The 16,805-nt window shown below is 57.9% G+C and carries 16 protein-coding genes and 1 pseudogene; 7 read left to right on the top strand and 10 right to left on the bottom strand.

Annotated features, from left to right (window positions below):
• Positions 1-172: 172 nt before the first annotated feature.
• From LVW35_RS08730 to sdhC, 4 genes are read right to left on the bottom strand one after another with little or no spacing between them, the layout of a single operon-like run.
• Complete coding sequence (locus LVW35_RS08730) at positions 173-877, bottom strand: succinate dehydrogenase iron-sulfur subunit (protein WP_003172807.1); 705 nt, start codon at positions 875-877, stop codon at positions 173-175.
• Positions 878-888: 11 nt separating this feature from the next.
• The gene (gene sdhA / locus LVW35_RS08725) at positions 889-2,661 is read right to left on the bottom strand and encodes a succinate dehydrogenase flavoprotein subunit (RefSeq protein ID WP_010211741.1); all 1,773 of its coding nucleotides are present in this window, start codon (positions 2,659-2,661) and stop codon (positions 889-891) included.
• A 3-nt stretch (positions 2,662-2,664) separates the two neighbouring features.
• Positions 2,665-3,033 carry a succinate dehydrogenase, hydrophobic membrane anchor protein gene (gene sdhD, locus LVW35_RS08720; protein WP_003172805.1) on the bottom strand — a complete coding sequence of 123 codons (369 nt, stop codon included), beginning with the start codon at positions 3,031-3,033 and terminating at the stop codon, positions 2,665-2,667.
• Positions 3,027-3,413: a succinate dehydrogenase, cytochrome b556 subunit gene (sdhC, locus tag LVW35_RS08715; protein WP_233894847.1), complete on the bottom strand. Its 387-nt coding sequence runs from the start codon at positions 3,411-3,413 to the stop codon at positions 3,027-3,029. The genes sdhD and sdhC overlap by 7 nt, the downstream gene beginning before the upstream one ends.
• Before the next feature lie 351 nt (positions 3,414-3,764).
• On the opposite strand from sdhC, the gene gltA reads away from it, so the two are divergent.
• On the top strand, positions 3,765-5,054 hold the full coding sequence (gene gltA / locus LVW35_RS08710) for a citrate synthase (RefSeq protein WP_233894845.1): 1,290 nt from the start codon (positions 3,765-3,767) through the stop codon (positions 5,052-5,054).
• A 179-nt stretch (positions 5,055-5,233) separates the two neighbouring features.
• On the opposite strand, the gene LVW35_RS08705 is transcribed toward gltA, so the two are convergent.
• The 3 genes from LVW35_RS08705 to LVW35_RS08695 form a co-directional block, all read right to left on the bottom strand.
• The gene (locus tag LVW35_RS08705) at positions 5,234-6,892 is read right to left on the bottom strand and encodes a cation acetate symporter (protein WP_233894844.1); all 1,659 of its coding nucleotides are present in this window, start codon (positions 6,890-6,892) and stop codon (positions 5,234-5,236) included.
• On the bottom strand, positions 6,889-7,200 hold the full coding sequence (locus tag LVW35_RS08700) for a DUF485 domain-containing protein (RefSeq protein ID WP_016972153.1): 312 nt from the start codon (positions 7,198-7,200) through the stop codon (positions 6,889-6,891). Before LVW35_RS08700 ends, LVW35_RS08705 begins: the two co-directional genes overlap by 4 nt.
• A 283-nt stretch (positions 7,201-7,483) precedes the next feature.
• A complete protein-coding gene (locus tag LVW35_RS08695; protein WP_233894842.1) occupies positions 7,484-8,335 on the bottom strand; it encodes a glycine betaine ABC transporter substrate-binding protein in 852 nt (283 codons plus the stop codon).
• A 331-nt stretch (positions 8,336-8,666) separates the two neighbouring features.
• Here LVW35_RS08695 and LVW35_RS08690 point away from each other — a divergent pair, with 331 nt between their 5' ends.
• A complete protein-coding gene (locus LVW35_RS08690; RefSeq protein WP_233894840.1) occupies positions 8,667-10,220 on the top strand; it encodes a glycoside hydrolase family 17 protein in 1,554 nt (517 codons plus the stop codon).
• A gap of 87 nt (positions 10,221-10,307) precedes the next feature.
• Here the strand turns inward: LVW35_RS08690 and LVW35_RS08685 are convergent, their stop codons facing one another.
• Positions 10,308-10,676, bottom strand: coding sequence for a hypothetical protein (locus LVW35_RS08685; RefSeq protein WP_233894838.1), 369 nt, complete (start codon positions 10,674-10,676; stop codon positions 10,308-10,310).
• Positions 10,677-10,912: 236 nt separating this feature from the next.
• Between LVW35_RS08685 and LVW35_RS08680 the strand changes: the two genes are divergently transcribed.
• The 3 genes from LVW35_RS08680 to LVW35_RS08670 all read left to right on the top strand — a co-directional run bounded on the left by LVW35_RS08680 (position 10,913) and on the right by LVW35_RS08670 (position 13,786).
• Positions 10,913-12,211: a serine/threonine protein kinase gene (locus LVW35_RS08680; RefSeq protein WP_233894836.1), complete on the top strand. Its 1,299-nt coding sequence runs from the start codon at positions 10,913-10,915 to the stop codon at positions 12,209-12,211.
• Positions 12,204-12,992, top strand: a complete 789-nt coding sequence (locus tag LVW35_RS08675; RefSeq protein ID WP_233894834.1) for an MlaA family lipoprotein — start codon at positions 12,204-12,206, stop codon at positions 12,990-12,992. Before LVW35_RS08680 ends, LVW35_RS08675 begins: the two co-directional genes overlap by 8 nt.
• Before the next feature lie 302 nt (positions 12,993-13,294).
• Positions 13,295-13,786: a hypothetical protein gene (locus tag LVW35_RS08670; protein ID WP_233894832.1), complete on the top strand. Its 492-nt coding sequence runs from the start codon at positions 13,295-13,297 to the stop codon at positions 13,784-13,786.
• 138 nt (positions 13,787-13,924) lie between these two features.
• Here LVW35_RS08670 and LVW35_RS08665 read toward each other — a convergent pair whose 3' ends face one another.
• Positions 13,925-14,842, bottom strand: a complete 918-nt coding sequence (locus LVW35_RS08665; protein WP_233894830.1) for a DUF808 domain-containing protein — start codon at positions 14,840-14,842, stop codon at positions 13,925-13,927.
• 134 nt (positions 14,843-14,976) lie between these two features.
• Between LVW35_RS08665 and LVW35_RS08660 the strand changes: the two genes are divergently transcribed.
• Complete coding sequence (locus LVW35_RS08660; RefSeq protein ID WP_233894828.1) at positions 14,977-15,582, top strand: TetR/AcrR family transcriptional regulator; 606 nt, start codon at positions 14,977-14,979, stop codon at positions 15,580-15,582.
• Positions 15,583-15,673: 91 nt separating this feature from the next.
• A pseudogene (locus LVW35_RS08655) lies at positions 15,674-16,131 on the top strand (REP-associated tyrosine transposase).
• Positions 16,132-16,258: 127 nt separating this feature from the next.
• Here the strand turns inward: LVW35_RS08655 and LVW35_RS08650 are convergent.
• Entirely contained in the window at positions 16,259-16,699 is a 441-nt protein-coding gene (locus tag LVW35_RS08650; RefSeq protein ID WP_078047618.1) for a GlcG/HbpS family heme-binding protein, read from the bottom strand.
• Positions 16,700-16,805: the final 106 nt, after the last annotated feature.

Genomic DNA, 16,805 nt, shown 5'->3' with positions numbered 1-16,805 from the left:
AGGATCACGCTGATAGTTCGGGTACCAACCCGAATGCCCCTGCTTGTCTCATTTCTTCAAAATAAGAGCCGCGGCTTTGTAAGTCGCTGCTCAAGTTAAAACTACGGCGCCGGTTGAAGCCTGCGCCGTAGCATTTACGGGCACAACGGTCCTGCTTTTACTACAACGTCGGTTACACGCCGCTCTGCAGCAGCATGTTACGGATGTGACCAATGGCCTTAGTCGGGTTCAGGCCTTTGGGACATACGTTGACGCAGTTCATGATCCCGCGGCAGCGGAAAACGCTGAACGGGTCATCCAGCGAAGCCAGACGCTCGGACGTCTTGGTGTCACGGCTGTCTGCCAGGAAGCGGTACGCTTGCAGCAGGGCAGCTGGACCCAGGAACTTGTCCGGGTTCCACCAGAAGGACGGGCACGAAGTCGAGCAGCAAGCGCACAGGATGCACTCGTACAGACCGTCGAGCTTCTCGCGCTCTTCCGGGGACTGCAGACGCTCGATGGCCGGAGCCGGCGTGTCGTTCTGCAGGAACGGCTTCACTTTCTCGTATTGCTTGTAGAAGATGCTCATATCGACGACCAGGTCACGGATAACCGGCAAACCTGGCAGAGGACGAACGATCAGCTTGTTGCCTTTGACCACGGCGGACAGCGGCGTGATGCACGCCAGGCCGTTTTTGCCGTTGATGTTCATGCCGTCGGAACCGCACACACCTTCACGGCAAGAGCGACGATAGGAGAAACCTTCGTCCTGCTCTTTGATCAGTGCCAGTACATCCAGCACCATCAGGTCTTTACCACCGGTATCGACCTGGAATTCCTGCATGAACGGCGCAGCGTCCTGATCAGGGTTGTAGCGATAAACACTGACTTTCAACATGGCAGCCACCCTTAGTAAGTCCGAATCTTCGGTTCAAACGTCGGAACCGTCTTCGGCGAGAAGTTCACGGCACGCTTGGTTACGCGCTTGTCACCCGGGAAGTACAGGGTGTGGCACAACCAGTTTTCGTCGTCGCGATCTTCAAAGTCTTCACGGGCGTGAGCACCACGGGATTCTTTACGAACCTCGGCAGCGATTGCAGTCGCTTCGGCCACTTCCAGCAGGTTTTGCAGCTCAAGGGCTTCGATACGAGCGGTGTTGAACGCCTGGCTCTTATCGTTGATCTTGACGTTGGCGATGCGCTTGCGCAGATCGGCCAGTTGGGCAATACCCTTCTGCATGTATTCGCCGGTACGGAACACACCGAAGTAGTTCTGCATGCAGCTTTGCAGCTCGCGACGCAGGGTAGCCACGTCTTCGCCATCGGTGCGCTCGTTCAGAGCGTTCAGGCGCGCCAGTGCAGCCTCGATGTTGGCGTCGGTCGCGTCATCGTATTCGATGCCGTCGGTCAGTGCCTTTTCCAGGTGCAGGCCGGCAGCGCGGCCGAATACCACCAGGTCGAGCAGCGAGTTGCCGCCCAGACGGTTGGCACCGTGAACCGATACGCAGGCCACTTCGCCTACGGCGAACAGACCGTGGATTATTTCATCCTCGCCTTCAGCGTTCTGGGTGATCGCCTGGCCATGAATGTTGGTCGGCACGCCGCCCATCATATAGTGGCAAGTCGGAACAACCGGAACCGGAGCAACTACCGGGTCAACGTGAGCGAAGGTCTTGGACAGCTCGCAGATACCAGGCAGTCGGCTGTGCAGCACTTCTTCGCCCAGGTGATCGAGTTTGAGCAGTACATGGTCGCCATTCGGGCCACAGCCGTTACCGGCGATGATCTCTTTAACCATCGAGCGGGCCACGACGTCACGACCAGCAAGGTCTTTAGCGTTCGGAGCATAACGCTCCATGAAACGCTCACCGTGCTTGTTGATCAGGTAGCCACCTTCACCACGGCAACCTTCTGTAACCAGTACACCAGCGCCGGCGATACCGGTCGGGTGGAACTGCCACATTTCGATGTCTTGTACCGGTACGCCAGCACGCAGTGCCATGCCGACGCCGTCGCCGGTGTTGATCAGGGCATTGGTGGTCGACGCGTAGATACGACCGGCACCGCCCGTCGCCAGCACGGTAGCCTTGGCGCGGATGTAGGTGGTTTCACCGGTTTCGATGCAGATGGCGATCACACCGACGAACTCGCCTTGTGCGTTCTTCACCAGATCGACAGCGTAGTACTCGTTCAGGAACGTGGTACCGGCTTTCAGGTTGCCCTGATAAAGGGTGTGCAGCAGCGCGTGACCGGTACGGTCCGACGCAGCGCAGGTACGGGCAGCCTGGCCGCCTTTGCCGTAATCCTTCGACTGGCCGCCGAATGGACGCTGGTAGATACGACCTTGTTCGGTACGGGAGAACGGCAGACCCATGTGGTCCAGCTCGAATACTGCGGCCGGACCTTCCTGACACATGTATTCGATAGCGTCCTGGTCACCGATATAGTCGGACCCCTTGACGGTGTCGTACATGTGCCAGCGCCAGTCATCGTTCGGGTCGGCGGAGGCGATGGCGCAGGTGATGCCACCCTGGGCCGATACGGTGTGCGAACGGGTCGGGAACACTTTGGTGATCACGGCAGTCTTGTGACCGCCTTGGGCCAGCTGCAGCGCGGCGCGCATGCCAGCACCGCCGCCACCAATAATGATGGCGTCGAATGAAATAGTTGGAATGTTAGCCATGAATCAGATACCCCAAAGAATCTGCACACCCCAGACGAAGTAAGCGAACATCGCGACGCCGCAGACTGCCTGGAAGAGGAAACGGACTGCTGTCGCGGACTTGCCCAGCGCCATCGGCGTCAGGTAGTCGGTCGCGATGGTCCACATGCCAACCCAGGCGTGTGCGCCCAGGGCAACAAGGGCCAGCAGACTGAAGATTCGCATCGCATTGTGGGAAAACAGGCCGTGCCATTGCTCATAGCCGATGCCCGGGTTTGCGACGAGGTATCCGATCAGGAAAATGAAATAAGCCGCGAGAACGACCGCAGACACACGCTGCGCCATCCAGTCATAGAGGCCCGAACGCGAAAGGTTCGTAACGCTGGTTACCATATCCAAACTCCTGCCAGAACGATCAGCACCACGGAAATGGCGATGATGAGTTTCGAGCCCAGGCGGCCGCCTTCCAGCGTCTCACCGATACCCGCATCCATGATCAAGTGGCGCACACCGGCTACCAGGTGATACAGCAGAGCGGACAGGAGGCCCCATGCTACGAACTTGGCCAGCGGGCTGGTCAAGCATGCCTTCACCTCGGCGTATCCTTCCTCGGAACCCAGGGATTTGCTCAATGCATAAAGCATGATGCCCAAGCCCAGGAACAGGATGATGCCGGAAACACGGTGCAGGAACGACGTAACGCCGGTGATGGGGAGTTTGATGGTCCTTAGGTCTAGGTTTACAGGTCGTTGGCTATTCACGGCTTTTTTCACACTTAAGAGCCCCTAACAATCAGGGCAAAGTTGTCGGGGAGTGCACTGGTCAGGTAAGCACCACCCAGGGAGTGCGACCCCCAATGAAAGCAAGCCCAAAAGCCCTTGGCGGTCGGTGGCCGAGTATAGACAGTTAGGTTACTAATGACAACGCGCGCTCCTCACCCTAATAGCGGATTGCGCTGACGGGATAAAAGGCGTAAATGGCAGGCAATTTCGAGGAAAAAGTACGGTTAAAGCCTTCTGGCGCAAGACTTTAGGCAAATTGACATCTGGATTTATATCAATATAGTGGTGCGGGCCCTGCGTGGGGGGTCTGTCTGATGATTTGAAGCATAAATAGGAGGCCACATGGCTGACAAAAAAGCGCAGTTGATCATCGAGGGCGCAGCCCCCGTCGAGCTGCCCATTTTAACCGGCACCGTTGGTCCCGATGTTATCGACGTACGGGGCCTGACGGCCACGGGCCGTTTCACATTCGATCCAGGCTTCATGTCGACCGCCTCTTGCGAGTCGCAGATCACCTATATCGATGGTGATAATGGGATTTTGCTGCATCGCGGCTACCCGATCGAACAACTGGCCGAGAAATCGGATTACCTGGAAACCTGCTACCTGCTGCTAAATGGCGAATTGCCAACAGCCGAGCAGAAAGCCCAGTTCGTCAGCACCGTTAAGAACCACACCATGGTTCATGAGCAGTTGAAGACCTTCTTCAACGGCTTCCGTCGCGACGCCCACCCGATGGCCGTCATGTGCGGCGTGGTCGGCGCCCTGTCGGCCTTCTATCACGACTCCCTCGACATCAATAACCCGCAGCATCGTGAAATTTCCGCGATCCGCCTGGTTGCCAAGATGCCGACCCTGGCCGCGATGGTTTACAAGTACTCCATGGGCCAACCCATGATGTACCCGCGCAACGACCTGACGTACGCGGAAAACTTCCTGCACATGATGTTCAACACGCCGTGCGAGATCAAACCGATCAGCCCGGTGCTCGCCAAGGCCATGGATCGGATCTTCATCCTCCATGCCGACCACGAACAGAACGCCTCCACCTCCACCGTGCGCCTGGCAGGCTCTTCGGGTGCCAACCCGTTCGCCTGTATCGCCGCCGGTATCGCCGCACTGTGGGGCCCCGCTCACGGCGGTGCGAACGAAGCCGTATTGACCATGCTCGATGAAATCGGCGATGTCTCCAACATCGACAAGTTCATCGCCAAGGCCAAGGACAAGAACGATCCGTTCAAGTTGATGGGCTTCGGTCATCGGGTCTACAAGAACCGCGACCCGCGCGCCACCGTCATGAAGCAGACCTGCGACGAAGTGTTGAAGGAATTGGGCATCAAGAACGATCCGCAACTCGAACTGGCCATGCGCCTGGAAGAGATCGCCCTGACCGACCCCTACTTCATCGAACGCTCGCTGTACCCGAACGTCGACTTCTACTCGGGGATCATCCTCAAGGCGATCGGCATTCCAACCAGCATGTTCACCGTGATCTTCGCCCTGGCGCGGACCGTTGGCTGGATCTCCCACTGGAAAGAAATGCTCTCCAGCCCGTACAAGATTGGCCGTCCGCGCCAGCTGTACACCGGCTACGAGTCGCGTGACATCACCCAGCTGGAAGATCGGCACTAAATCCCAGCCAGAAAAAACGGCCTCTTGATGAGGCCGTTTTTTTTGGCTGGGATTTAGTGAGTTGCAAGCTTCCAGCTATAAGCCACAAGCAAAAAAATACCCCTGCATCTCTACAGGGGTATCTCTCTACACAGCACTGTTTCTAACTTGTAGCTTGTAGCTTAACGCTTGCAACTACCTCAATGATTCACTGCCCCACTCGACCCCAGGCCAGTCTGCGAACGCACAAACTGCGGGAAGTACAGCGCACGCTCTTTCTCTGCTGCCGCCGACTTGTCGGTGATGGAGAAGAACCAGATGCCGACGAACGCAATAATCATCGAGAACAGCGCCGGATACTCATAAGGGAAGATGGCTTTTTCATGGTGCAGGATCGATACCCAGATGGTCGGGCCCAGCACCATCAAACCAACAGCACTGACCAGACCCAGCCAGCCACCAATCATCGCGCCCCGGGTGGTGAGGTTTTTCCAGTACATGGAAAGCAGCAGCACCGGGAAGTTACAGCTGGCAGCAATGGAGAACGCCAGGCCGACCATGAACGCAATGTTCTGGCTTTCGAACAGGATACCCAGGCCGATAGCCAGGACGCCCAAGGCAACGGTGGTGATCTTCGATACACGAATTTCATCCTTGTCGTTGGCCTTGCCTTTCTTGATCACGCTGGCGTACAGGTCATGGGACACCGCCGAAGCGCCGGCCAGGGTCAAGCCGGCAACCACCGCGAGGATGGTGGCGAAGGCCACGGCCGAAATAAAGCCCAGGAAGATACTGCCACCCACCGCATTGGCCAGGTGCACCGCGGCCATGTTATTGCCGCCCAGCAAGGCGCCTGCTGCATCCTTGAATGCCGGGTTGGTGCTGACCAGCAGGATCGCGCCGAAGCCGATGATGAAGGTCAGGATATAGAAGTAACCGATGAAACCAGTGGCGTAGAACACGCTCTTGCGCGCTTCTTTCGCGTCGCTGACGGTGAAGAAGCGCATCAGGATGTGTGGCAGGCCAGCGGTACCGAACATCAACGCAAGACCGAGGGAGAATGCTGAAATCGGGTCTTTCACCAAGCCGCCGGGGCTCATGATCGCTTCACCTTTAGGGTGAACCTTGATCGCCTCGGAGAACAGGGCATTAAAGTCGAAGTTGACGTGCTTCATCACCATCAGCGCCATGAACGAGGCACCGGACAGCAGCAGCACGGCCTTGATGATCTGTACCCAGGTGGTCGCCAGCATGCCGCCGAACAGCACATAAAGCACCATCAGGATACCTACCAGGATCACCGCTACATGGTAGTCCAGGCCGAACAGCAACTGAATCAGCTTGCCGGCGCCGACCATCTGCGCAATAAGGTAGAACGCCACCACCACCAGCGAACCACATGCCGACAGGCTGCGGATCTGGGTCTGGCCCAGGCGATAGGACGCCACGTCGGCAAAGGTGTACTTGCCCAGGTTACGCAGGCGCTCGGCGATCAGGAACAGAATGATCGGCCAGCCCACCAGGAAGCCGATCGAGTAGATCAGGCCGTCATAACCGGAGGTGTAGACCAGCGCGGAAATCCCCAGGAAGGACGCCGCCGACATGTAGTCACCGGCAATCGCCAGGCCGTTCTGGAAACCGGTGATCTTGCCGCCGGCCGCATAGTAGTCGGCCGCCGACTTGTTGCGCTTGGAGGCCCAGTAGGTGATGCACAGGGTGGCGCCGACAAACGCGACGAACATCACGATGGCCGAAACGTTCAGGGGTTGCTTGTGCACTTCACCGGTCAATGCATCCGCCGCCCAAACGGCTGGAGCAAAGAGCGAAGCGCCGAATATTGCCAGTAGACGCCGGATCATTGCGCAGCCTCCTTGAGAATCGCATTGTTCAGGTCGTCAAACTCGCCATTGGCCCGGCGCACGTAGATGCCGGTCAGGATGAAGGCGGACACAATCAACCCGACGCCCAGGGGAATGCCCCAGGTAATCGACGAACCGGGGCTGAGCTTGGCGCCCAGCACTTGTGGCCCGTAGGCGATCAACAGGATGAAAGCGGAGTAAAGCCCTAGCATGATCGCCGAGAGAATCCAGGCGAACCTTTCCCTTTTTCTCACCAGCTCCTTGAAACGCGGGCTGTTTTGAATCGAGAGGTAAATGCTGTCGTTCATTGTTTTTATCCTCGCAGCACAGCTTTTTTATTATTTTGGAACGTATCCACTGTATGCGGCTGACGTAGAGGTTCCAGACGACCTTAGTAGTAGAAGGAGATAGCAACTTCGCAAGTTTTGCAGCCAACAAATAAACACCAGCTTGAATACAGACAAAAAATGTGGGAGTGGGCTTGCTCGCGAAAGCGGTGGTTCAGTCAACTTATGCATTGACTGACACACTGCTTTCGCGAGCAAGCCCGCTCCCACATTAGGTCTGCGGCGTATTTTCTACCGGTGCTGGTTACTTACCGGTCCACTCGGCGACGCGCTCAGGGTGCTTGGCGACCCAATCCTTGGCGGCGGCATCAGGCTTGGCGCCCTCTTGAATCGCCAGCATGACTTCGCCGATTTCGTCCTTGGAGGCCCACTGGAATTTCTTCAGGAAGGCCGCAACTTCCGGCGCTTTCTTCTCCAGGCCCTTGCTGCCGATGCTGTTGACGGTTTCAGCAGCACCATAAATCCCTTTTGGATCGTCCAGGAAACGCAGTTTCCACTTGGCGAACATCCAGTGTGGCACCCAACCGGTGACCGCAATGGATTCCTGTTTGTCTTCGGCACGGGTCAACTCGGCGATCATTGCCGCGCCCGAACTGGCTTGCAGTTTGTAATCGAGGCCGTACTGTTTGATGGCCGCGTCGGTCTTGAGCATCACGCCTGAACCGGCGTCGATGCCGACGATCTTGTTCTTGAAGGTGGTGTCGGTCTTGAGGTCTTCGATGGACTTGGCCTTGACGTACTCCGGCACGATCAGACCGATCTTCGCATCCTTGAAGTTGGGACCGTAGTCGACCACCTTGTCCTTGTTCTTGGCCCAGTACTCTCCGTGGGTGACCGGCAGCCAGGCAGAGAGCATGGCGTCGAGCTTGCCGGTGGCCACGCCCTGCCACATGATCCCGGTGGCGACGGCTTGCAGTTTCACGTCATAACCGAGCTTGGCCTTGATCACTTCTGCCGCCACGTGGGTGGTGGCCACGCTGTCGGACCAGCCATCCACATAGCCGATGCTCAGGGTCTTGCTGTCGGCGCTGGCCAGTGTGGAGCTCATCGCAACTACCAGAGTGGCAGCTGCGCCCAAGAGTCGTCGCATCTTCATAGTACTTCCCCGAAAGTGCTGCGCCCGGCGGATGCCGAGCGACGTCAACCTGTTGTTATGTGGTGCACCGCGCCCCCTTCACGCGCATCGATCCGGTTGCAGTGACATCAGTGGAGTGCTGACACTTGGATCATCAACCTGCCGGGACCTTCGACCTGCTCTGTCAGCGACCTCATGCAAGCAAGAAACGACATCACATAGCCAGTAGGAAGCTTTGTAGGACTTGACGTCAAAATCCCGCCCGAACTTTGCATGTCAAAATTATGCTGCCCCACTGGGACAGGCCAAATCCGGGTAAGATGCGCGCCTTTGCTCTCCAGATAAGCCGACCATGCCTGCGACTGCCCGCTTCCCTGCCCTGCCCTATTTCTGCGCCTTGCTCCTCGGCCTGCTGGCCCTGATCGGCTACTGGTATGGCCTCGGCCGCCCCGTAGTGCTGCCCGATGTCGCCAGTGCCACGCACAAGATGCAGTGCGCGTCCTACACGCCGTTCGATAAAGACCAATCTCCGTTTGACCAGCCATTCACACTGCGCCCGGAACGCATGGACACCGACCTGGCCCTGCTGGCCACCCGCTTTGAGTGCGTGCGCACCTACACCATGGTTGGCCTGGAAGCATTGCCAAGCATGGCACGCAAACATGGGCTGAAGGTGATGGCCGGCGCGTGGGTCAGCAGTGACGCGGTGGCGACCGAGAAAGAAATCGAAACATTGATCACTGCAGCAAACGCCAACCCTGACGTAGTGACCTCGGTGATCGTCGGCAACGAAGCGCTGCTGCGTAAAGAAGTCACCGCCGCACAACTGGTGAAGCTGATCCAGACCGTCAAAAGCCGGATCAAGCAGCCGGTGACCTATGCAGATGTGTGGGAGTTCTGGCTGCAACACCCGGAAATCGCTCCGGCGGTGGATTTCCTCACCATCCACTTGCTGCCGTACTGGGAAGATGATCCGTCGGGCATTGACCAGGCCCTCAAGCATGTGGGCGATGTGCGCCAGACTTTTGGCAACAAGTTTGCCCCCAAGGACATCCTTATAGGCGAAACCGGTTGGCCCAGCGAAGGTCGCCAACGTGAAACCGCTGTACCAAGCAGGGTCAACGAAGCGAAGTTCATGCGTGGTTTTGTGGCTATGGCCGAGGCCAATGGCTGGCACTACAACCTGATCGAAGCGTTTGACCAACCCTGGAAACGCGCCAGCGAAGGCGCCGTGGGCGGCTACTGGGGCCTTTTTGATGCCGATCGCCAGGACAAGAGCATCCTCGCCGGGCCAGTGAGCAACGTGCCGTACTGGCCGCTGTGGCTGGGCGTCGGCGGGATTATCCTGCTGGGCACTCTGGTGCTGGGTGGTCGTGTACGCAGCACCCGTGCCGCCATTACCCTTCCGCTGTTGGGCGCGTTGGCGGCTTGCTCCATCGGCACCTGGGCCGAGCTGACGCGCGTGACTGCGCGTTTCAATGATGAATGGGTGTGGGCTGGGTTGCTGTTGGTGTTGAACCTGCTGGTGCTGGCTCATGCGGCCTTGGCCTTGAGTGCACAGGAAGGTTGGCGTGAGCGGGCGTTCAACTGGCTGGAGCGGCGCGCAGGCTGGCTGGTGGCGATTACCGGATTTGCGGGTGCGGTGATGATGCTGGCGTTGGTGTTTGATCCGCGTTACCGCAGCTTCCCGAGTGCGGCGCTGGTATTGCCGGCCCTGGTTTATCTGATACGTCCGGTGACCGGACCGCGTCGGGAGATTGCGCTGTTGGCGTTTATCATCGGTGCGGGCATTGCGCCACAATTGTACCGTGAAGGGTTGTTGAACCAGCAGGCGTGGGGTTGGGCGATGGCTAGCCTGCTCATGGTCGTGGCTTTGTGGCGTTGCTTGCGGGTGCGCAGGACTTAAAACCGCTTTCGCGAGCAGGCCCGCTCCCACATTTTGACAGTGTTCACAATTCAATGTGGGAGCGGGCCTGCTCGCGAAGGGACCCTATCAGGCCATGCGAGGCTTCCTGACCAACCGCAACCCCGCGACCACCACCGCAAACACCGCAAACGTGGTGTTGTACAACGCCAGCGCTGGCAGACCGAATACCATCCCCAGCACCGCCAACCCCCACCCCACCCGACCCGGTACGAAAAACGCCAGTACCGAGGTAATCAATGCCGCCCAGCCCAGCACCTTGAAGTGAATCATCAAGCCCAGGTTCGAACGCAGCTGGCATTCCCAGCGGCTGGCCTCATCCGCGCAGATGCCTACCCACCGACCATCTTCCATAAAGCCGTAGCGCGCAGCGTAACTGGCGGCCAGCCACAGCGGCAGTGCAATAAGCAACAAAATCAGTGGCAAACGACGGGTCATGGGGTACTCCGATAGGCAAAAACGGCGCTCAGCTTAATGCTCCGGCGGCCGTTAGCAAGACGCATATACACAATTAGTGTTCACCGAAGCGTGGCAAAGTGTATCTTCTCGCTACTATTACCCCGATTCCGGCGTTATTTTCCGACTTTTCGTGCCGAGTACTGGCACTTCGGCGACTGGGCGGTGGTCATAGCCTGCGACCTTCATCAAGCACGTTTCCTCCTAGGGATTAAGTCATGCTCCGTTCCTTGCGCTGTGCTGCCTTACTGGGCAGCCTTTTTCTGAGTGCGTCAGCACTGGCCGTCGATATTGACCAAGCCAGCTATGGCTACCCTTTGACCAACCCGTTTGAAGCCACCATCGCCACCACCCCGCCTGACCTTCGGCCAAAATTGCCGAGCGATGACGAGATCAACCAGTCCGACTACACCCTGAACATGCGTCCCGAGCGCGAATTCAGCCTGCCGGACAACTTCTGGGCGGTGAAGAAACTCACCTACCGCATCGCCAAGCAGGATCGCGCCGCGCCGCTGATCTTCCTGATCGCGGGTACCGGTGCGCGCTTCGACAGCAGCATCAACGAATACCTGAAAAAACTGTATTACCAGGCCGGCTACCACGTGGTGCAACTGTCGTCGCCCACCAGCTTCGACTTTATCAGCGCCGCTTCGCGCTTCGCCACCCCAGGTATCACCCAGGAAGACGCCGAAGACATGTACCGCGTGATGCAAGCCGTGCGCGCGCAGAACGCCTCCCTGCCGGTGACCGACTTCTACCTCACCGGCTACAGCCTTGGCGCCTTGGATGCGGCGTTCATCAGCAAGCTCGACGAGACCCGCCGCAGTTTCAACTTCAAGAAAGTCTTGCTGCTGAACCCGCCAGTCAACCTCTACACCTCGATCACCAACCTCGACAAGCTGGTGCAGACCGAGGTCAAGGGCATCAACAACACCACTACTTTTTATGAGCTGGTGTTGAACAAACTGACCCGCTATTTCCAGCAAAAGGGCTACATCGACCTGAACGACGCCCTGCTTTACGACTTCCAGCAATCCAAGCAGCACCTGACCAACGAACAGATGGCCATGTTGATCGGCACTTCGTTCCGCTTCTCGGCGGCCGACATTGCCTTTACTTCGGACCTGATCAACCGGCGCGGCTTGATCATCCCGCCGAAATACCCGATCACTGAAAGCACCAGCCTCACGCCGTTCCTCAAGCGTGCGCTGCAGTGCGACTTCGATTGCTACCTCACCGAGCAAGTGATCCCGATGTGGCGCGCCCGCTCCGATGGCGGCAGCCTGTTGCAACTGGTCGACCAGGTCAGCCTGTACGCCCTTAAGGATTACCTGCACACCAGCCCGAAAATCGCCGTCATGCACAACGCCGACGACGTGATCCTCGGCCCGGGCGACCTTGGCTTCCTGCGTAAAACCTTCGGCGATCGCTTGACCGTCTACCCCCTGGGCGGCCATTGCGGCAACCTCAATTACCGCGTCAACGCCGACGCCATGCTGGAGTTCTTCCGTGGCTAAATATCTTCTGCTGCTTGCTGCCTTGATGTGCGCAGGCGTGGCCAATGCCGACAACAGCAAGGCCCACGAGCCGGTCAAGGTCGACGCCGATGGCTTCAAAGAGCCACTGACCAAGCTCAAGTTCAACCCGGGCCTGGACCAGCGCGAGTTTGAGCGTTCGACACTCACCGCGCTCAATGTGTACGACCCGCTGGAAGCGTGGAACCGTCGCGTGTACCACTTCAACTACCGCTTCGACCAATGGGTGTTCCTGCCGGTGGTCGACGGTTATCGCTACGTCACGCCGAGCTTCCTGCGCACCGGCGTGAGCAACTTCTTCAACAACCTGGGCGACGTGCCCAACTTGTTGAACAGCCTGCTACAGCTCAAGGGCCACCGCTCCCTGGAAACCACTGGCCGCCTGCTGGTCAACACCACCATTGGCATCGCCGGCCTCTGGGACCCTGCCACCGCCATGGGCCTGCCGCGCCAGAGCGAAGACTTCGGCCAGACCCTTGGCTTCTACGGTGTACCGGGCGGCGCCTATCTGGTGCTGCCGATCTTTGGTCCGTCGAACTTGCGCGACACCACCGGCCTGCTGGTGGACTACAGCGCCGAGTCACAGATCAACTTCCTCAACGTCTCCGAGGTCAGCTCCAACCACCCGGAAATCTGGGCCTTGCGCGCAGTGGACAAACGCTACCAGACCAGCTTCCGCTATGGTCAGATGAACTCGCCATTCGAATATGAGAAGGTGCGGTATATCTATACGGAGTCGCGTAAGTTGCAGATTGCCGAGTAAACAAATAAGCCCTTCAAAGCCGCCCTGAAATGTCAGGGCGGCTTTTTTTTGGGCGTGGCAAATGTGCGCTTGCACCGCCAGTGAGAGGAGGTCAGAAGTAAATCCGTCCCCTGCGCGATCCCCGCGCTGTGTCTGGCATTCCTTGGGCGCTAAAACAGAAATATAAAAAAACAATTGGATGCTGTGTAGCCAAAATCACCTTGGAACTGTTCTGGCTGCCTACAACACATATAGAAAAGCCCACATCAGCTTATGAAAGAATCCGATAACTCACGCGCACTAAAACCCACACAGGAAAAAACATGTCAACTATTCTTCAAAACAGTCCGTGGTCCCATGGAGCTTCCCAATTTGGACATGCAACAGCGCTCAGCACGCCACCGGAAACCTCATCGGCCCATCCAACGCCCTTGGAGAAGCCAACTCACAATGAAGGAAGGGCTCCAGGAGATCATCGCTCAGTCATGCAAATCACGGACAATCCGATTTTTGGAAACTTAAATAAAAAGACGGACATGTATAAACGCTTTCAACAGCAGGTGGGGGGTGATTGGAACGATCCAAACCTACCACCGCAGCAGAGGGCCGATATAGCAGCCAATGCAGAGCGTGTACTTAAGTATATCGACCAACACAACTCATCCGCTGCGGATTCTAACAACAATAGAATAGATGGCTTCAGCCCTATCAGAAACTTTAGTAGTGCCGGATTCAGGACCGTGCATACGATTGAGGGCAGCGAAGCGCGACTATTAGACAACTTCAGTAAAAACGGCTATAGCGCTCTGCCTTAAGATAGTCGTACCCGCCCTCCTCTATTGACCAGCGCTTAACAACGTTCAAGCGCTCGGTCGCTCATAAAGAGGGTCGCGCGCACTTCATTCACGGCAAGCGTTGGCCAATTTATTCAAGAAGCATTCCTTGCATGATCATTACCCAGGGTTAACCGCTCGCCAAACCTTGCCGCCAGCCAACACCAGCGTCAACGCCAGCGCACCGGCAATAATCCCAGCCACCGCGTTGAACAACGTCGGCATCAACCACGCCAGTCCCCCGGTGTTCTGGCTGACCGTCTCGATCCAATGATGCACCACCGGCACGCCATGGGTGAGAATCCCGCCGCCGACCATGAACATCGCCGCCGTGCCGATCACCGACAGGCTTTTCATCATGTACGGCGCGGCGCGCAAAATTGCACCGCCGATACGGCGTGCCATCTGGCCCGGCTTCTGGGTCAACCACAGCCCCAGGTCGTCAAGTTTGACGATACCCGCCACCAGCCCGTACACGCCCACGGTCATGACGATCGCAATGCCCGACAGCACCACCACCTGCTGCATCAACGGCGCGTCGGCCACGGTGCCAAGGGTGATGGCGATGATTTCCGCCGAGAGGATAAAGTCGGTGCGGATTGCGCCTTTGATCTTGTCCTTTTCAAAGGCCACCAGATCGGTGGCCGGGTCGGCCACGGCTTCGACCAATTGCGCGTGTTCGGCCTGGTCCTCGGTCTTACTGCGCAGGAACTTATGCGCGAGTTTCTCGAATCCTTCGAAACACAGGTAGGCACCGCCCAGCATCAACAGTGGCGTCACTGCCCACGGGGCGAAGGCGCTGATCAACAGCGCGGTAGGCACCAGGATCAACTTATTGATAAACGAGCCCTTGGCCACCGCCCACACCACCGGGATTTCCCGCTCGGCGCGCACACCGGAGACCTGCTGGGCATTGAGCGCAAGATCGTCACCCAGCACACCGGCGGTCTTCTTGGCCGCCATTTTTGTCATCAGGGCGACGTCATCGAGTACCGCGGCGATATCGTCGATCAACACCAACAAGCTGCTTCCTGCCATGAATCAAGTATCCGTAAGGGGGAGATCGAGCGAGCATAGCGCGGCGCAGGGCGTTATGGGCAGATTGTTGAGGCACGCGGATGGCCGGTGCTACCATGCGCAACCGCCTGTCATGGCAAGGAAACCTCTGGTTTATGAGCAGTATTCGCGAGCGCAACAAAGAAAAAATCCTGCGGGCGGCGAGCGAGGAGTTTGCCGACAAGGGCTTCGCCGCGACCAAAACCAGTGACATCGCCGCCAAGGCAGGGCTGCCCAAGCCCAACGTCTACTATTACTTCAAGTCCAAGGACAACCTCTACCGCGAGGTGCTCGAAAGCATTATCGAGCCGATCCTGGCGGCCTCCACGCCGTTCAATCCGGATGGCGAACCCTTGGTCGTACTGAGCAACTACATCCGCTCGAAAATCCGCATCTCCCGCGACCTGCCATTTGCCTCCAAGGTCTTTGCCAGCGAAATCATGCACGGCGCCCCGCACCTCAGTGCGGATCAGGTTGAACAGCTGAACGCCCAGGCCAAGCACAACATCGCCTGTATCCAGGACTGGGTAGATCGCGGCCTGATCGCGGCGATTGACCCCAACCACTTGATGTTCAGCATCTGGGCGGCCACACAGACCTATGCGGATTTTGACTGGCAGATCTCGGCGGTGACCGGGAAGGCCAAGCTGGATGAAGCGGATTATGAGGCCGCGGCGCAGACGATCATTCGGCTGGTGTTGAAGGGGTGTGAGCCGGACTGATACACCGCGGTGCCTGTGCCATTCGCGAGCAAGTCAGCATCAGCCATCGAGATCTAGCCTCTCAGGACACCATCTGAAGAGAGGCCAAGGAATGCCTGATCTAGCCAACTCACACCGCCTGCGTATAGGGCGGTTCAGCGAACCCAATCGCATCTATCTGATCACCACCAATACTCACGAACGTGCGCCGATATTCAGTGACTTTTACCTAGGCCGATTAGTGGTCTGGCAACTCAGACTCGCTCAGTCTCAAGGGCTGGCAAACTCTTTGGCCTGGGTAGTGATGCCAGACCATTTCCACTGGTTGGTCGACTACAAAAAGGCTCACTAGGCGATTTGATGTGCCAGGTAAAATCCAAAAGCACCCGAAGCGTGAACGGTGCTTCTGGTCGCAGAGGCAGGCTTTGGCAAACCAGCTTTCATGACCGCGCGCTGCGCAAGGAAGATGATCTGGTGAAGATGGCCCGGTATGTGGTGGCCAATCCTCTGCGGGCGGGGCTGGTGAAGCGGATTGGCGACTATCCGCTGTGGGATGCAGTTTGGTTGTAGGGGCGAGACCGAGTTGCCCCCTTCGCGAGCAAGCCCGCTCCCACACTTGATCGAGTTCCAGCATGAGAATGCGGTCCAATGTGGGAGCGGGCTTGCTCGCGAAGGGGCCAGAAAAATCAGCAAAAAACTAGGCAGACACCCCCGCATCCGCCATCAACCCCACCCCCTCGATCGCCGTGATCGCACACTGCTCATCAATGTCCGACGTATCCCCGCTGATCCCGATCGCCCCCAGCACCGCACCTTCCGGATTTCGAATCAATACCCCACCCGGCGCAGGCACCACGCTGCCCTGCCCCAGGCTGTTCAGCGCAGCGATAAACGCCGGGCGTTGCTGTGCGTCCAGTGCCAACAGACGCGAGCCCTTGCCAAGGGCAATTGCGCCCCAGGCCTTGCCGATGGCGATCTGCGGTCGCAGCAGGCTGGCGCCGTCTTCGCGTTGGAGGGTGATCAAGTGGCCGCCGCTGTCGAGCACGGCGATGGTCAGCGGCGCCGCCGAAATAGTGCGTCCTGCGGTGAGGGCCTGGCTGGCCAGCTGGGTAGCGAGTTTCAAGGTTAAAGCGCTCATGGTGCCGTCCTTCTTTTGTTATTGGGAAAGCCGTGGAGGTCTGAATGATCAGATGCTCGATCAAACAAATAGAACACAATGATTTTTGATTTTGTATACAATATTT

The sequence above is a fragment of the Pseudomonas sp. HN11 genome (assembly GCF_021390155.1).
Taxonomy (GTDB): Bacteria; Pseudomonadota; Gammaproteobacteria; order Pseudomonadales; family Pseudomonadaceae; genus Aquipseudomonas.
Note: the sequence above shows the minus strand (reverse complement) of the source record. Positions and strands in the feature narration are given on the sequence as shown.

What these genes read in the sequence shown, in the direction of transcription:
- sdhD (WP_003172805.1), bottom strand. Translation starts at nt 3,033, where the DNA reads ATGGTAACCAGCGTTACGAACCTTTCGCGTTCGGGCCTCTATGACTGG.
- LVW35_RS08670 (WP_233894832.1), top strand. Translation starts at nt 13,295, where the DNA reads ATGTCAACTATTCTTCAAAACAGTCCGTGGTCCCATGGAGCTTCCCAA.
- LVW35_RS08700 (WP_016972153.1), bottom strand. Translation starts at nt 7,200, where the DNA reads ATGAACGACAGCATTTACCTCTCGATTCAAAACAGCCCGCGTTTCAAG.
- LVW35_RS08695 (WP_233894842.1), bottom strand. Translation starts at nt 8,335, where the DNA reads ATGAAGATGCGACGACTCTTGGGCGCAGCTGCCACTCTGGTAGTTGCG.
- LVW35_RS08650 (WP_078047618.1), bottom strand. Translation starts at nt 16,699, where the DNA reads ATGAGCGCTTTAACCTTGAAACTCGCTACCCAGCTGGCCAGCCAGGCC.
- LVW35_RS08660 (WP_233894828.1), top strand. Translation starts at nt 14,977, where the DNA reads ATGAGCAGTATTCGCGAGCGCAACAAAGAAAAAATCCTGCGGGCGGCG.
- LVW35_RS08690 (WP_233894840.1), top strand. Translation starts at nt 8,667, where the DNA reads ATGCCTGCGACTGCCCGCTTCCCTGCCCTGCCCTATTTCTGCGCCTTG.
- LVW35_RS08705 (WP_233894844.1), bottom strand. Translation starts at nt 6,892, where the DNA reads ATGATCCGGCGTCTACTGGCAATATTCGGCGCTTCGCTCTTTGCTCCA.
- LVW35_RS08730 (WP_003172807.1), bottom strand. Translation starts at nt 877, where the DNA reads ATGTTGAAAGTCAGTGTTTATCGCTACAACCCTGATCAGGACGCTGCG.
- LVW35_RS08685 (WP_233894838.1), bottom strand. Translation starts at nt 10,676, where the DNA reads ATGACCCGTCGTTTGCCACTGATTTTGTTGCTTATTGCACTGCCGCTG.
- LVW35_RS08680 (WP_233894836.1), top strand. Translation starts at nt 10,913, where the DNA reads ATGCTCCGTTCCTTGCGCTGTGCTGCCTTACTGGGCAGCCTTTTTCTG.
- gltA (WP_233894845.1), top strand. Translation starts at nt 3,765, where the DNA reads ATGGCTGACAAAAAAGCGCAGTTGATCATCGAGGGCGCAGCCCCCGTC.
- sdhA (WP_010211741.1), bottom strand. Translation starts at nt 2,661, where the DNA reads ATGGCTAACATTCCAACTATTTCATTCGACGCCATCATTATTGGTGGC.
- LVW35_RS08665 (WP_233894830.1), bottom strand. Translation starts at nt 14,842, where the DNA reads ATGGCAGGAAGCAGCTTGTTGGTGTTGATCGACGATATCGCCGCGGTA.